Origin of the sequence: Moritella viscosa, from assembly GCF_900120065.1 — a bacterium.
GTDB classification, from domain to species: Bacteria; Pseudomonadota; Gammaproteobacteria; order Enterobacterales; family Moritellaceae; genus Moritella; species Moritella viscosa.
Window position 1 is genome coordinate 65,427 of sequence record NZ_FPLG01000054.1, and the last position, 14,524, is coordinate 79,950.

The following is a 14,524-nucleotide window of genomic DNA, read 5'->3' on the forward strand; positions in this document are numbered from 1 at the left end:
CATTAAACAACACATAAAAAAAGAGCATCTTCGAGATGCTCTTTTTATTTTTCTTTAAAGGATTAATCAAACAATCGCGTCATTATCTACCCAAAGAACTGGCGGTTATCATTTGCTTGTAACAATAGATTACGACTTTCTTGCAAGAATTGTGTTGAATAATCACCAAACCAATCTGACACCATTTCGAACGAACGGATGAAACCCTCTTTATCATTACGCTCTAACATCTCAGCGGCTTGCATGAAACGTTCTGCATAACGTCGGATCATCGCCACATTATTATCTGACGCTAAAATAATGTCTGCATATAGCGTTGGGTCCTGTGCAAACAAACGTCCTACCATGGCTAATTCTAAACGATAAATAGGCGAACTCAGGTCCAATAATTGCTGTAGGTCTGGATTCTCTTCCGCCAAATGCGCGCCATATACAAACGTTGTAAAGTGACGCAAGGCTTGGATCAAAGTCATCGCGTCATCATGTTGCTTGGCATCTACATCATAAATACGCGAGCCCCAAATCTGCATTTGATCTAACAACCATTGGTATTGATCTTTACCACGACCATCACAACACACAATAACTTGTTTCGCCAAATTACCAACATCGGGACCAAACATCGGATGTAAGCCGACAACAGGACCTTGGTGAGCATTAAGCATCGCTTGCAACGGTTTATTCTTGATACTGGTAATATCAGCCAATACGCAATCTGTTGGTAAACGGCCTAATTTCGCGATAATGGTTTCTGTTAGATTAATGGGTACCGAGACAACAACAAGCCCCGCATTGGTAAATAAAGCATCCGCCTTATCCCAATCCCCCTGCTCAAGAATATCAACCTGATAACCAGACAGTCGGAACATACGCACAAACAGCATACCCAACTTACCAGCACCACCGATAACCACAATACGTCCCAAATCGGGTTTTACAGTTTTAAAACCAGAGTCTTTTTCAGATGCATACGACTCACGCATAACACGGCGTAATACATCTTCAATTAGATCACCTGGCACTCCTTTTTCTTCCGCTTCTTCACGTCTTTTTTCTAACATCGCGATTTCACGTTCAGGTACATAAATAGGTAAGCCATGCTCACTTTTAATTTCACCAACTTCAGCGACTAAAGCTAAGCGCTGTGCTAATAAGTCAACCAACTGCTGGTCAACATCATCTATTTTATCTCTTAATTTACCTAACGGATCCAGTTTCACAGACCATTCACCTCATAACGTCCTTGCCGTACTATTTACTTAGATATGTACAACTTACAGACTATGCTCTTTTAGCTAAACAGCCACTTAATTCAATTGCTGTTTCACGTAATAATGTATCAGTAGTATCCCAGTCGATACATGCATCAGTCACCGATACACCGTATGCCATATCCGCAATAGGTTGTTCTGACGATTGATTACCACCCTTTAAGTGACTTTCAATCATGACACCGATAATCGACTTATTACCTTCTTGGATTTGGTGAATCACGTTTTTCGCCACTAATGGCTGCAATTCATGGTTTTTATTTGAGTTAGCGTGGCTGCAATCAACCATCAAGCTTGGACGTAAACCAGCTTTGATCATGTCTTGCTCTGCTAATGAAACGGCAACTGAATCATAGTTTGGTTGCTTGCCACCACGTAAGATCACGTGACCATCAGGATTCCCCTGAGTTTGGAGTAACGCAACTTGACCGTCTTGATTAATACCCATAAAACGATGTGAATGTGACGCTGACTTCATCGCATTGATTGCTGTTGATAAGCTGCCATCTGTACCATTTTTAAAGCCTACAGGCATAGACAGACCAGATGCCATTTCACGGTGAGTTTGTGACTCTGTTGTACGTGCGCCAATCGCAGACCAAGCGAATAGTTCAGCAAGGTACTGTGGACTAATCGGATCAAGCGCCTCTGTTGCTGTTGGGATTTCCATTTCAGCAAGCGTAATTAATAATTTACGCGCATTGATTAAACCCGTTTCAACATCAAATGAACCATCCATATGCGGGTCATTAATTGCGCCTTTCCAACCAACTGTTGTACGCGGTTTTTCAAAGTACACACGCATAACGATATAAAGCTGGTCGCCTAATTCATCATGCAGTACTTTTAATTTGTGAGCATATTCTAATGCGGCTTTATCATCATGGATTGAGCAAGGACCACACACCACAAGCAAACGCTTATCTTTACCAGCGATAATATTAGCAATCGTTTCGCGTGCAGTCTGTATATACCCAAGGGCATGATTTGAAATAGGTAGTTTAACTTTTAATTCGGAAGGCGTCATCAATACTTGTTCAGAACAAATATGCACATTATTTAAGGTATCTTTTTCCATTACGTTGCTCATATATCCTATTTATTATATACAAATAACATACCGTAGCAGAATGTGATTGCAAGTAATATTTTGTACACAAAACGTGATGAAAGCCTACATACTTTCGAATGAAAGCTGTGCTAAGATACAATTCAGAAATTACCGCTATTTCATTAAAGCTAAGATTCCCAAGCAGTCAGGTTTGCAGCAGTCTAGTTTTATAGTATTGACATTATAATCAATATTACTGATAGTGACGTAAGCCCTTACACCAATCAATAATATAATTGTGGAAGTAAAATAATGAGTAACCAGTTAGAACAGCTAAGTAAATTAACCACTATTGTTGCAGATACAGGCGATGTGGACGCAATTAAATTATACAAGCCTCAAGATGCGACGACAAATCCATCACTTATCTTAAAAGCAGCTGCATTACCGGCTTATCAGCCATTAGTAGCACAAGCAATTGCTTATGCTAAAGAAAATGCAACGCCAGAAACACAAGTAGCGCTTGCATGTGACAAACTTGCAGTGTTAATTGGTAAAGAGATTTTAACGACAATTCCTGGTCGTATCTCGACAGAAGTTGACGCGCGTCTTTCTTATGACACTGAAGCAAGTGTAAAACAAGCGTTACTACTGATCGAATTATATAAAGCGGTAGGTATTGAAAAAGAAAACATCTTAATCAAGTTGGCTTCGACTTGGGAAGGTATCCGCGCAGCAGAACAGCTTGAAGCAATGGGCATCAACTGTAACTTAACGTTGCTATTCTCTTTCGCGCAAGCGCAAGCATGTGCTGAAGCGGGCGTATTCCTAATTTCTCCTTTCGTTGGCCGTATCATGGATTGGCACAAAGCGAAAACAGGCGAAACATATGAAGGTGCTAACGATCCAGGTGTTATCTCGGTAAGCACTATTTACAACTACTACAAAGCATCGGGTTATAACACGGTTGTTATGGGTGCAAGTTTCCGTAACACAGGTGAAATCCTAGCACTTGCTGGTTGTGACCGTCTAACAATCGCACCACAGCTATTAGAAGAGCTACAAAACTCTTCAGAGCCTGTAGCGCAAGCTCTATTCTCAGAAGCTGAACAAGTAGCACCAAAAGCGAAACTAACTGAAGCAGCATTCCGTTGGGATCATAGCCAAGATCCAATGGCAGTTGAAAAACTAGCTGAAGGTATCCGCAACTTCGCTATTGACCAAAACAAACTAGAAGCGATGATTGCTGACTTATTCTAATTTGAATACAGCTTTTTAATTGCTAACAAAAACGGCCAACGTATTACTCAATAAAGAGCACTACGTTGGCCGTTTTTATTTAGTCAGTTTAAAAAGTAATTATACTTTTGGCCAAGCTAATGTCTCAGGCCGTGCATAAGCAACCAATGCTTCTTTACACTCAGCTGTCTCAAACTGCTCACCACTGAATTCGTCAGCGACAAAACTAAAATCTTCACCATCAAGGGTAAACTGCAAGCAATACGCGTGTAAGTAAGCACGATCGTACTTCCAAGCATCAGCACTTTGATATAGTGGGTCGCCACAGATAGGGCTACCTAGGCTGTTTAATGCTACACGTAACTGATGTGTTTTACCTGTGTGTGGTTTTAATACCACTAAACGCTTGCCATCACCGATGCTCTGCGTAAAAAACTGGGTAACAGCTGGACTAGTCAGTGTTTTTGTTAAACGCCACATGCTGCGACGAGAGCGCTCCATATCACCTTTCACTAAACCTTGTTTTTTCTTTGGCTTACTATCAATAATACCCAAGTAGTATTTTTGGATTTCATGCAGTTCAAATAACTTCGCTAATTTAGCAGCCGCTTCTGATGATTTAGCCAATAACAACAATCCCGATGTCACTTTATCTAGACGGTGTACTGGAAAAACTAATCTGCCAATATCCTTTCTGACGATAGAACAAATACCATCAACGCCGTCTTCATCATGAAAACCAATGCCCGCTGCTTTGTTGATAACCAAGAAATCGTTATTCTGAAATAAAATGCTATACATTAAAAAAACCGATGCTGAAAATGAGGCCGAAGTGTACCCTAAATAAGCAATATACCCAAGCTACTTCAAGATGCACAACCAGCAAACCGAATGAAAAGTATATTCAAAGCATCAAATAACTTGGGTATAAAAATCATATCCACCAGCAGCTATTGACGTTAAGATAAGTAATAGCGCTAGGATAAGTAACATTAATAAAAGAGGAACTTACTTGTGTCAGAGATCAAAGCCGAAATTGATATTTACTATTGCCGACAGTGTAACTGGATGTTGCGCTCTACCTGGCTTACACAAGAACTCCTGCATACTTTTGGTGAAGAAATAAGTAAAATAAGCTTACACCCGGACACTGGCGGTCGCTTTGAGATCCGTTGCAACCAGCAACTGATTTGGGAACGTAAACAAGACGGCGGTTTCCCCGAAGCCAAAGTATTAAAACAACGAGTGCGTGACATTATCACCCCTGAACGTGACCTCGGCCACAGTGACCGAACGGTATAGCCAATGAGAACACCATCAACAATCATCCCCCCACTAACTGAACTTGAATTAACAGGGCAAGTACAAAGTCATGTGATTGAACTACCGTCACAACCTAATCTTATACACCAGCAAGTATTAGCTGCATTTCAACAGTTACAAGCGCGGGCAAAACACGCCGGATTCAATCTCGATGTAGTATCGAGTTTTCGCTCTTTTGAACAACAACTGCGTATTTGGAATAATAAATTTAATGGCCTTAGACCCATTCTGGATCATGACAGTCAGCCATTAGATCCAACTATACTTAGTGAAGAAGAAAAAGTATTCGCGATATTACGCTGGTCAATGCTACCCGGTGCAAGTCGCCATCATTGGGGGACTGAAATAGATGTGTGTGACTACAGCGCATTACCTCAGGGTTATCAGTTACAACTGATCCCACAAGAATATGACGAAGGTGGCTATTTAGCGTCGTTTTCTACTTGGTTAGATAAAAATATTGCCGACTGTGGTTTCTATCGCCCCTATCGACAAGATCTTGGCGGCGTATCACGCGAGCCTTGGCATTTAAGTTACTTACCCATCGCAGTAGAAGCACAAAAAGAATACACATTAGCACTCGCCATCGACACTATCCGAAATGCGGACATTCAAGGTAAAGTGGCGATTTTAACGAATATAGAACGTATTTATACCCAGTACATAAATAACGTTTCAGCACCTAATTAATATTAAATAACGCTCACATAATAGGAGGATTTATGGTTTGGCTCATTATTCTAGTGGCCTTAGGTTTTATTCTAGGGTCAATCATGGCATTAAAATACACCGCAAACATGAAAATGAAGATACCAGAGGAAATTGAACACCAATTTAACAAAAAATTACATCTTGATGCTGGTGAAAATGCCAAAGCATTAACTGATGACGACGAGCAGCAAGAATATAACAATGAATACCGTAACGAATACGATAAAAACCCAATGCCAGATGACGACAAGAAAGACACAGACAAATAACACGCAATAAAAAGGGCCTATATAATGATACATAGGCCCTTTTTTATTCAATGACTAATACGCAAGGTGTGTCATTCCGATTATTCAGCCGCTTTCTCGGCACGTAATACATCAGCTGCGTCTTTCAAACTAATGAATAATTGACTCATCACTTCTGCTGACAAAGGTTGTTTGTCTTCACCAAAGAAGGCAATTGAAGTATGGCCATTAATTTCACCAACTTGAATACGGTAATCATCTTCCGCTAATGTCACGCGCGTGAGCTTATTATCCACCCAATAATTATCCGTTTGTTCGTCAAAGCTCACTAGCATCGTCGCAGCCAGTTTATCTTCATCTTCAACTGTCATCCCGACTTTGTTTAATACCATAGGTAATAATTCCCAAGCATCATCAAACGGGATATTCAATGTAATAACAGGATGTTTCTGATCAACAAAATTAATTTTAAGATTCGACGCTTTTTGTTGTTCAGTCTCTTTGTTGTTACGTTCAATACGATCAATCTCGTAATAAATATTAAGTAAGTTTAACATTTGAACTGCAAAACGACGGCTATCGCCTTTGCTTAATTCATTATCAACCTTAGTACCTTCTAAACGTTCTTCATGGTCAATCAAGTCTACTTGCAGACCAACAGTACGCTTACTTGTCGCCGCTAATAACGTGAACTTATAACGCTGCTTTAATTCGTATTCTGATACTTCTCTAAATTCATCAAAGGTATCGTAGTTAATTAACCAATCCGTTTCTAGTGTATGATTCACGTCATCGAGTTTGGCAATAGCGACTTTTTTATCGGCTAAAAAGTTCGCTAACAATGTCCAGACCTGCGCAGAAATATCATCTTGTGAACTACGGCTATTAAACCAAACAGTGACATTTTCACTGCCTTCTTGAACACGTACTAAAGGTGACAACGCTAATATTTGCACCGGAGAACGCACATCAACAGCCCTACCCAGGGGATAGTCTTCAGTCCCCTCAGCTAATTCAGGCACATCAAAACGCTGTGTATACAAAGGCGCATCAAGTCCTTCTGCAATCACCAACTCTGGTTTGCCTGTTTGATTTAAATATTCAAATTCTTGATTTGCTTGACGTCTTGTATCTGTTCCTGAACAAGCACTGACTAAAATAGCACACGCTATAACGCTATAACGCTTCGCGGCAGTCAAGCGTTGACCTGTTGATGACATAGTCATAGTATTAATATTCCCTAATTCAAAAATTTATGCATCCACTGCAAGCGCGAGTGCCGCACTCACTTGAGCATGATATTGCTGATCTAATTCAATTAATGGTAACCGTAAATTAGCCGTTGTAGTCAAAGATAACTGTTTGCACGCCCATTTTACCGGGATTGGGTTAGCTTCAACAAATAAATCTTGGTGTAAGCGCATTAATTTATTATTAATGTTAGTCGCTTCTGTACGCTGTCCCGCTAATGCAAATGCACACATACGGCTCATGGCACCAGCAGCCACATTACTGGTAACAGAAATAACCCCGTTACCGCCTTGCAACATAAATTCACAACCCGTTTCATCATCACCACTATATAGTAAAAAATCATCTGGTAGGAAAGGTTTAAGCTGAGTCAAACGCGTTAAATCACCGGTAGCATCTTTGATACCTATAATAGCATTAAGTTCCGCTAATCTAACCACGATCTCATCGCTAATGTCACAACCTGTACGACTCGGTACATTATACAAAATCTGAGGTAAATCACAGGCTTCAGTTATCGCTTTATAATGTTGGTATAAGCCTTCTTGAGTTGGCTTATTATAATAAGGCGTGACACAAAGTCCGGCGGTTACGCCTAGTTTGTGTAATTCTTGGCTTAACGTAATGGCATTACGGGTACTGTTTGAGCCTGTACCGGCAATAATAGCGATACGACCTTGCGCCATGTCCAGCACTTGTTTCACGACAGAAAGGTGTTCATCTTGGGAAAATGTGCACGACTCACCAGTGGTACCTAACACAGCAAGCGCTGCAGTATGACTCTGGATATGATATTCAACTAAACCTTGTAAAGAGCAAAGATCGACGTCTCCGTTGTCGAGCATAGGAGTAATAAGTGCGACGATATTACCTGTTAACATATTGGCCTTGTGATAAATAACTATAAAACACGTGGCATAGTAATAGTAGGAGTCCATTGCCGCAAGCATATTTTGGCTATATGCATGACAACATCAATATGCTGGTTGATAAGCTTACGGATTGTTGCATCTTGAAGTTGCTTGGGTATATCATGCTCTACTTGTTTACCTTAATTTATCAGGAAGAAAATGACGCAAAATTTAGTTATCACCGCCCTTGGCAGCAACAGTCCCGGTATCGTACATAAACTGATTGGACACGTAAGTAATTGCGGCTGTAATATCGTTGATAGCAAATTGGCTATTTTTGGTAATGAATTTACCTTAATCATGCTTCTGTCTGGCGAATGGAACGCCATGATCCAACTTGAATCAAGCTTGCCATTAAAGAGCCAAGAACTCGATTTAATCACTATGATGAAACGCACTGAGCGTCATGAGCCAATCAACTATGATCATACCATTGAAGTAGAAGTGACGATCCCTGATTCAACAGGACTTATCGAACAGTTCACCTTATTCTTTACCAAGAATGATCTTAATTTAGCTGGATTACGCTCAGAAGTATTAAGCAGTGATAAAAATTCGGACGTATTAAAAGCTAATTTCACTTTAAATACCACACATGGCTGCGATCTCGTGCAATTAGAAACTGAACTTGCAATTTTGTGCCAACGTTTAGATGCCGATTATCAATTCATTGTTGAAAATAAAACCACCACATCTTAGATGAAAAGCGCGGTTAATAACAAATATACTAACCGCGCCTAATCTTGCTATCCTAACCTGAACAACCTATTAAGTCATCGATGAAGACAAGCATAACTCCTCGTCCCTCGATTGAATTTTCTTACGATTCCGACGTCTTAATATATAAGGCATTAAGAACATATATATTCCCGTAATCCACAGCATCAGTAAAATCACGGCAGCAGGTAAAAATAGCCATAATTTAGCATGTTCATGAAAAAATGAACCATCGTGTAACGATTCAATTAGGTCTGAACGTCGATATTCAACTTGCAAGATCTTACCGCTGATATTATCAATTTGAATTTCAATTTTGTTTTTAGCCTTTACTTTAACAATTCCTTTAGAAGGCCTAACATCCATACGACTTACGTTTTTCCAACCATGAATCTCTGCTTCAGGTACTGTGCTAGCGATATCTAATATTTGTTGAAAAGATAATTGCGGAATTTTACCCTCACCTTTCATACTCGCAGGTTGAACCCAAGTGAATTCTTTTTTTACTTGCAGTAATAATCCACTAATAAGCACAACCAATATAGGCAACGCGATAATTGCAGCTCCCCAATAATGCGTTTTACGGTTGACTCGTTTCCAATTTACCTTTTTCATAACCGTTCCTTATTATCTGATTTAGGCTCAAAATGCCAAACAACAAGGAGTGTAATGATAAGCATTGCTATTTACAACAATGAGATATGTATTCGGAAAGACTGGTAGGCAATACAACTTAAAGAGCTAAATCTACATAATGGACATTTACCAAAACAAACAACCATTTATGTAAGTTAAAATGTAAATATCGGCCGTTACATAGTCTCAACACGACATTTAGACCTGTTTATTTTATCCGCCAAAAAAACTATTTTTTAAACCTGCCTAGCCTTTTATTTCCGATTTATCATTCTTACAGCTAAACATATTTAAAATATGTGCAGACTCCTCTTCATTGCGTCGAGGAGTCATAAACATAAAACTCAGACTATACTAATAGGTTGAAACCTTTACTCTAACATTGCGGTATGCTTCCGCTGCATCTAAAGTAAGATATACCCAGCCTTTACTGGCATGTACTGTAATTTCTTCACGGTTACCACTGTTGGTTGAGGATTGTTGATTGTTATCTTTTGATGCCCAAGAAGCACCGCTATAATAAAGATTTACATCTCCTTCACCGCCCTCAGTACTAAAGAACAACGTCGAGTCATGATCTACATAATAACTAAAGTATTCCATGCGGTCTGACGTTATACACACTGCTTGCTCTGTCGTTAGCCTGCCTTCAGCATCCTCATTGGAGATGCAAGTATGAACAGGTAGCTGAGGTTCAATGTTACTGACCATCAATTTTATATGAGAAAAATCAGGTTCTCCTTTGACCGTCAAGTATACCCAACCCGCAGACACATCCGCACTAATAAGCTCATTATTCCCTTGCTGTACTGACGATAAAGTATAATTGGTATCAGTTGCCCATGAGCTGTCACTAAAATAAAGATCAGCATGACCACTGCCACCCTGCGTAGAAAAATACAAGGTGCCAGCTTCTTCTACATAATAGTAATAATAAGCTAAATCAGTACCAGACAGACCACAGATAGGACTATTAAGACTTAAAACCCCATTCGCTTCTTCAGGAGTAATACACACACCGATGTTATTATTACCGTTATTACTGTTATTACTGTTATTACTGTTATTACTGTTATTACCATTACCATTACCATTGCCAACTTCCGTCAACCAATAACTAAAATCTGAATTATAAATGTCACCAATAGATACCATATAACTGGCGTAGTTACTGAAGTTACCTTGACGTAATTCATTAAGAATATTGTTAACTTCCGTTGCATGTTTTTCAAACATATAGCGAACGGCTAGATAACCACCACGGTAAACTCTTTCCTGACCACTATTGTAGTCATTCATAAACAATTTATTTAATTGATAATTATTGCTCTTACCAACTTCAATTGCATCACTATTATCATCACCGTGCGATATATACTCAGCAAGGCCTTCAATCCACCAGATAGTAGATTCTTTTGTTGAATCGTTAAAGTTACCTTTAATATTGTATCGCCCATCAAGATAATGAACATACTCGTGCTTAAGGTTCCAGACCTCAAAGCGATCTGTGATCCAATCCGCTTCATAGGCGATAAAACGCGCTTGATTATTAGGAGTAGAAGGTTCGCCTTCTAGATACATGCCACCGTTATCAGTGCCAATACCAAAAAAAGTGCCTGCGTACTGTTTATAATTAGCAGAATCATTGAAGATCACCACTTCCAGTGCCGAATTATGATCATCCGTCACTGGCTGATAACCCGTATTAAGTTTTGCGTGGAAATAAATCTCTTCCTTCGCCATTTGTTCACATGACTGCTTTAGCTCATCCTGATTCATAGACTGAGCACGGATCTGAATTGTCGGACTACATGTATAACTTATAGAAAGGACTTGTTGCTCCAATTGTTTTTTATAACCACAGATATTGTATTCTTCACAATTACCGTAATAATCCACCATTTCTGCAGCGGCTAACCAGATACCGCTTCCGCGACCACTCATACTATTATTACGGAGTAATTCAAGTAAGTAAGGTTTTACCTTATTTTGTACTGAAGGTGCATACTTAAGCATCCGCCCTAGCTCTTTAGTCGCATTATTGACTAAATACTCATGATCGGTGCCGATAAGATAGTCCTGTTTATCAATAAACACTTTGAGGGTATCGACAATACTACTATCTCTTGCAAGGTGTTCAGCAAAATCATCTGTCCATTGGCCGCGCCATAGGATAGTAAATACCGAGTTAATCGACGCACTCATATTACGTGAATCATTCCAGCTATTATCAAAACGTACCAATATATCTTTCACAATATCAATAAAATCGGCATTGTGACCGGAACTGTCCACCAGTGTTAATACTTCAGAAAGCACTTTACCATGTTCATCTGTTACATCAGTAAAATGTTTATTTTTGAAAAATTCATCTAATGCGCTCAAAGACGACTGTTTAATCGCATCAGAGTACTCACCTACAGCATCACGTTGATAAAACTGGATATAATAACCAGCTCTTAAAAACAGAGCTAAATTAAGAATGTTATCACGATTATTTCCCTTATAACGACGACTCGCAGAGCGGAAAGAATCTGTAATCGTGAGCATGTTATTTTCATTAAAAATGTCGGTAGCATCAGCACCAGTTACAGAAAACTGCTTATTGATACAGGCGCTGGAAACCCCAGTCACGTAATCGGTCAAACTCCTGCCTGTTCGGCTGGTAAATTCAGTTACAGAACAACTTTCATTACCATCTGGTGTTATTGCATCTGACAACATAGTAAACCGATCCAGGCGAGGATATATTGCCAGCTCAGGTAATGTCATTGGGGGACGTTCGGTTACATCCTGCATCTGTGATAACTGTGGATGTTGATGTGGATGTGGATTATTGACCATAGATAATTGGCTTTTTGATGTAACCCCGTCTGCCTGAGCAAACCCGATAACCATCAAACTACCAGCAATTAGCAAGAAATGTTTTTTCATTACAAACTCCATTTATAACGCTGTTAATTCAAAATTAAAAACCACATAAACAAACTAATTTGTTATTAATATATTGTCATTTAGTTATGAGGCAGCATTAAAGTACACCCCAAACAGAGTAATTACCACTTTAGAGGTGTAAGCATGATGGGGTTTTATGATTTTTTTCAATTTATGATAAGTGACAGGTAGTTCTATTACTCATAACGTATTCAATGTCAAAGTAATCTGTACGAAGTAGGTGATAATGTAGTTGACGATAGACCTAAGAACTATACCGAATAAATATAATCTAAGACTTCACGCTTCTTAGGCCCCTGAATACGCCACTGCATAGCAAGACTGTCTGGGGATAATACAAACGAGGCATCGTAATTATCTGCCGCACATTGATGTGACTGGCGCGTGACTAATTCATCATACCTATTCTCAATAATATCAAACAAAAATACCGGTTTGTCCCAACCGAACCGTAAATGGGTTAAACGAATATAATCACCCTTGAACTGCCACAAATATTGATTATGCATAGGTACTTTACGATCGGCTGATACGTAATAATATCCGCGTTCGATAGTTTCAACAATAGCTCCCGATTCTGGCTGACTCACTTCTGTTTCACCACTAGCGCGACGCTTAATTAAGCCCTGCCCTTTACCCTGCCAGCCAGTGACAGATTCATTGTCAGCGTTAACTTTAAAACTAAACCGGTTCAAACGATTAAGCAGATCCCACAATTGCGTCAATGTTTGCACTGTTACCTCTTTAAATAATATTTATCACTGTTTTATTAATGCGCTAATGTCGATTACTAATCCCCCCTTGTCGAGATGCAAAAACTACCGCACAATAGCCACATACGATTTATTCATAGTTAGGACTCATATTCATGCAAACTTTAAAGTCTGGTGATAAAGCACCATCGTTTACTCTGCTCAACCAACATAATGAAAGCATTTCTCTTGATTCATTCGCAGGCAAAAAAGTCTTAGCTTATTTCTATCCAAAAGCAATGACACCGGGTTGCACAACACAAGCGCAAAAACTGCGTGATCATATCACAGCATTAGCGGCGTTAAATGTAGAAGTCATTGGCATCAGTCCAGACGAAGTCGTTCGCTTAACTAAATTCAGTGACCGTGATGAATTAAACTTTAGCCTACTTTCAGACCCTGACCATGCAGTAGCAGATGAATTTGGCATCTGGGGCCTGAAAAAATTCATGGGTAAAGAATATGATGGGATCCACCGTCTGTCTTTTTTAATCAATGAGCAAGGTATTATTGAACACGTATTCACTTCTGCATCGCTAAAAGCAGTGCCATTAGAAGGTGAGTACAGCAAGTTTAAAACTAAAGACCATCACCAAGTAGTATTGGATTATTTAGCAGCTGAATAAATAGCTCATTTAGGTTCTTACGCCTATAAGAACAATACAAAACCAACAGATTTGAGGATATAAAGACTCAGTTTGTTGGCTTTTTTGCTATCGTAGATCAAATCAGAAATAATGTAGGGTAAAATAATCCTAATACCAGCAATGTATAAGCCGCACAGCTTAAGATTAAACGTTTCAATCGATGCTTATTTATTCGCATACTCATTTCTATAGGTGCTAAACCATAGATTAAAAAGTAAATACTGATATAAGTAACAGATAATAACGTAATAAGTACCATTGCCATAAGTAATGCCATACTCGTTTCCTTTATCCTGTGGGGTTGCAGTAAAACTAGCAATAAAGTGAGTTTAGGCTTGCCCTTCGATATTTTGAAACCAGAATTGTGAGATAGCTTGCCATTATAAAAATTGAAATGTGACGTGACCACATTTAATACAAAATATCTAACTCTCTTCTCCAAACGATTATGATATTGCCCCCAAAAGAGGTGACGTCGAAATCGTTAACTATGCATTAATGAATAATAACGCTGGTGAACGCTGAGCTAGAATTACACTCACTAATTTATAATCCGGTAATTACAATCCACACTTTAGCTTACCAATAGACACTTCAACCCACCTGTTACGTTCTAAACAACATCTAAGATTTATACAATTAACCAGTGCAGTTTAGCTGATCTTCACTCGCTCGAATCATCTATCCACCTTTAAAAATATCGCCACAAATATCATATCCGAATGAATTTCATACAACCGCTTACATGTTGAGCAGATTATAAGTGAAATTATATTTCACACTATGAGTAAAAATCCGAAATAACCATAAAT

Annotated in this window: 15 protein-coding genes; 6 read left to right on the top strand and 9 right to left on the bottom strand. The window is 39.1% G+C overall.

Features of this window, described 5'->3' with window-relative positions; genetic code table 11:
- Positions 1-86 precede the first annotated feature (86 nt).
- A complete protein-coding gene (gene tyrA / locus BT797_RS09325) occupies positions 87-1,220 on the bottom strand; it encodes a bifunctional chorismate mutase/prephenate dehydrogenase (RefSeq protein WP_075471804.1) in 1,134 nt (377 codons plus the stop codon).
- A gap of 61 nt (positions 1,221-1,281) precedes the next feature.
- Positions 1,282-2,349, bottom strand: a complete 1,068-nt coding sequence (locus tag BT797_RS09330; protein ID WP_075471806.1) for a 3-deoxy-7-phosphoheptulonate synthase — start codon at positions 2,347-2,349, stop codon at positions 1,282-1,284.
- 285 nt (positions 2,350-2,634) lie between these two features.
- Between BT797_RS09330 and tal the strand changes: the two genes are divergently transcribed.
- The gene (tal, locus tag BT797_RS09335; protein ID WP_045111534.1) at positions 2,635-3,582 is read left to right on the top strand and encodes a transaldolase; all 948 of its coding nucleotides are present in this window, start codon (positions 2,635-2,637) and stop codon (positions 3,580-3,582) included.
- A gap of 99 nt (positions 3,583-3,681) precedes the next feature.
- On the opposite strand, the gene BT797_RS09340 is transcribed toward tal, so the two are convergent.
- Complete coding sequence (locus BT797_RS09340) at positions 3,682-4,362, bottom strand: TIGR01621 family pseudouridine synthase (protein ID WP_045111535.1); 681 nt, start codon at positions 4,360-4,362, stop codon at positions 3,682-3,684.
- Between the two features lie 213 nt (positions 4,363-4,575).
- On the opposite strand from BT797_RS09340, the gene BT797_RS09345 reads away from it, so the two are divergent.
- From BT797_RS09345 to BT797_RS09355, 3 genes are read left to right on the top strand one after another with little or no spacing between them, the layout of a single operon-like run.
- Positions 4,576-4,863, top strand: coding sequence for an Rdx family protein (locus tag BT797_RS09345; protein ID WP_075471807.1), 288 nt, complete (start codon positions 4,576-4,578; stop codon positions 4,861-4,863).
- Positions 4,864-4,866: 3 nt separating this feature from the next.
- On the top strand, positions 4,867-5,574 hold the full coding sequence (locus BT797_RS09350) for a M15 family metallopeptidase (RefSeq protein WP_045111537.1): 708 nt from the start codon (positions 4,867-4,869) through the stop codon (positions 5,572-5,574).
- Positions 5,575-5,606: 32 nt separating this feature from the next.
- Positions 5,607-5,864 carry a DUF2897 family protein gene (locus BT797_RS09355; RefSeq protein WP_045111538.1) on the top strand — a complete coding sequence of 86 codons (258 nt, stop codon included), beginning with the start codon at positions 5,607-5,609 and terminating at the stop codon, positions 5,862-5,864.
- A gap of 80 nt (positions 5,865-5,944) precedes the next feature.
- On the opposite strand, the gene bamC is transcribed toward BT797_RS09355, so the two are convergent.
- The gene (gene bamC / locus BT797_RS09360; RefSeq protein ID WP_045111539.1) at positions 5,945-7,069 is read right to left on the bottom strand and encodes an outer membrane protein assembly factor BamC; all 1,125 of its coding nucleotides are present in this window, start codon (positions 7,067-7,069) and stop codon (positions 5,945-5,947) included.
- A gap of 27 nt (positions 7,070-7,096) precedes the next feature.
- On the bottom strand, positions 7,097-7,975 hold the full coding sequence (gene dapA / locus BT797_RS09365; protein WP_045111540.1) for a 4-hydroxy-tetrahydrodipicolinate synthase: 879 nt from the start codon (positions 7,973-7,975) through the stop codon (positions 7,097-7,099).
- Between the two features lie 189 nt (positions 7,976-8,164).
- Between dapA and BT797_RS09370 the strand changes: the two genes are divergently transcribed.
- A complete protein-coding gene (locus BT797_RS09370; protein WP_045111541.1) occupies positions 8,165-8,704 on the top strand; it encodes a glycine cleavage system transcriptional repressor in 540 nt (179 codons plus the stop codon).
- A 69-nt stretch (positions 8,705-8,773) separates the two neighbouring features.
- Here the strand turns inward: BT797_RS09370 and BT797_RS09375 are convergent, their stop codons facing one another.
- The 3 genes from BT797_RS09375 to BT797_RS09385 all read right to left on the bottom strand — a co-directional run bounded on the left by BT797_RS09375 (position 8,774) and on the right by BT797_RS09385 (position 13,047).
- Positions 8,774-9,337: a PepSY domain-containing protein gene (locus tag BT797_RS09375; RefSeq protein WP_075471809.1), complete on the bottom strand. Its 564-nt coding sequence runs from the start codon at positions 9,335-9,337 to the stop codon at positions 8,774-8,776.
- A 375-nt stretch (positions 9,338-9,712) separates the two neighbouring features.
- A complete protein-coding gene (locus BT797_RS09380) occupies positions 9,713-12,292 on the bottom strand; it encodes a M9 family metallopeptidase (RefSeq protein WP_075471811.1) in 2,580 nt (859 codons plus the stop codon).
- 272 nt (positions 12,293-12,564) lie between these two features.
- Complete coding sequence (locus BT797_RS09385; RefSeq protein ID WP_075471813.1) at positions 12,565-13,047, bottom strand: DUF6314 family protein; 483 nt, start codon at positions 13,045-13,047, stop codon at positions 12,565-12,567.
- 134 nt (positions 13,048-13,181) lie between these two features.
- Here BT797_RS09385 and bcp point away from each other — a divergent pair, with 134 nt between their 5' ends.
- A complete protein-coding gene (gene bcp / locus BT797_RS09390; protein ID WP_045111545.1) occupies positions 13,182-13,691 on the top strand; it encodes a thioredoxin-dependent thiol peroxidase in 510 nt (169 codons plus the stop codon).
- A 97-nt stretch (positions 13,692-13,788) separates the two neighbouring features.
- On the opposite strand, the gene BT797_RS09395 is transcribed toward bcp, so the two are convergent.
- The gene (locus BT797_RS09395) at positions 13,789-13,989 is read right to left on the bottom strand and encodes a hypothetical protein (RefSeq protein WP_075471815.1); all 201 of its coding nucleotides are present in this window, start codon (positions 13,987-13,989) and stop codon (positions 13,789-13,791) included.
- Positions 13,990-14,524 lie beyond the last annotated feature (535 nt).

Excerpts from the sequence above, each read along its gene's own strand:
- BT797_RS09355 (WP_045111538.1), top strand. The coding sequence starts at position 5,607 with ATGGTTTGGCTCATTATTCTAGTGGCCTTAGGTTTTATTCTAGGGTCA.
- BT797_RS09350 (WP_045111537.1), top strand. The coding sequence starts at position 4,867 with ATGAGAACACCATCAACAATCATCCCCCCACTAACTGAACTTGAATTA.
- BT797_RS09375 (WP_075471809.1), bottom strand. The coding sequence starts at position 9,337 with ATGAAAAAGGTAAATTGGAAACGAGTCAACCGTAAAACGCATTATTGG.
- BT797_RS09395 (WP_075471815.1), bottom strand. The coding sequence starts at position 13,989 with ATGGCATTACTTATGGCAATGGTACTTATTACGTTATTATCTGTTACT.
- bcp (WP_045111545.1), top strand. The coding sequence starts at position 13,182 with ATGCAAACTTTAAAGTCTGGTGATAAAGCACCATCGTTTACTCTGCTC.
- BT797_RS09370 (WP_045111541.1), top strand. The coding sequence starts at position 8,165 with ATGACGCAAAATTTAGTTATCACCGCCCTTGGCAGCAACAGTCCCGGT.
- tal (WP_045111534.1), top strand. The coding sequence starts at position 2,635 with ATGAGTAACCAGTTAGAACAGCTAAGTAAATTAACCACTATTGTTGCA.
- BT797_RS09330 (WP_075471806.1), bottom strand. The coding sequence starts at position 2,349 with ATGGAAAAAGATACCTTAAATAATGTGCATATTTGTTCTGAACAAGTA.
- dapA (WP_045111540.1), bottom strand. The coding sequence starts at position 7,975 with ATGTTAACAGGTAATATCGTCGCACTTATTACTCCTATGCTCGACAAC.
- BT797_RS09380 (WP_075471811.1), bottom strand. The coding sequence starts at position 12,292 with ATGAAAAAACATTTCTTGCTAATTGCTGGTAGTTTGATGGTTATCGGG.
- bamC (WP_045111539.1), bottom strand. The coding sequence starts at position 7,069 with ATGACTATGTCATCAACAGGTCAACGCTTGACTGCCGCGAAGCGTTAT.
- BT797_RS09340 (WP_045111535.1), bottom strand. The coding sequence starts at position 4,362 with ATGTATAGCATTTTATTTCAGAATAACGATTTCTTGGTTATCAACAAA.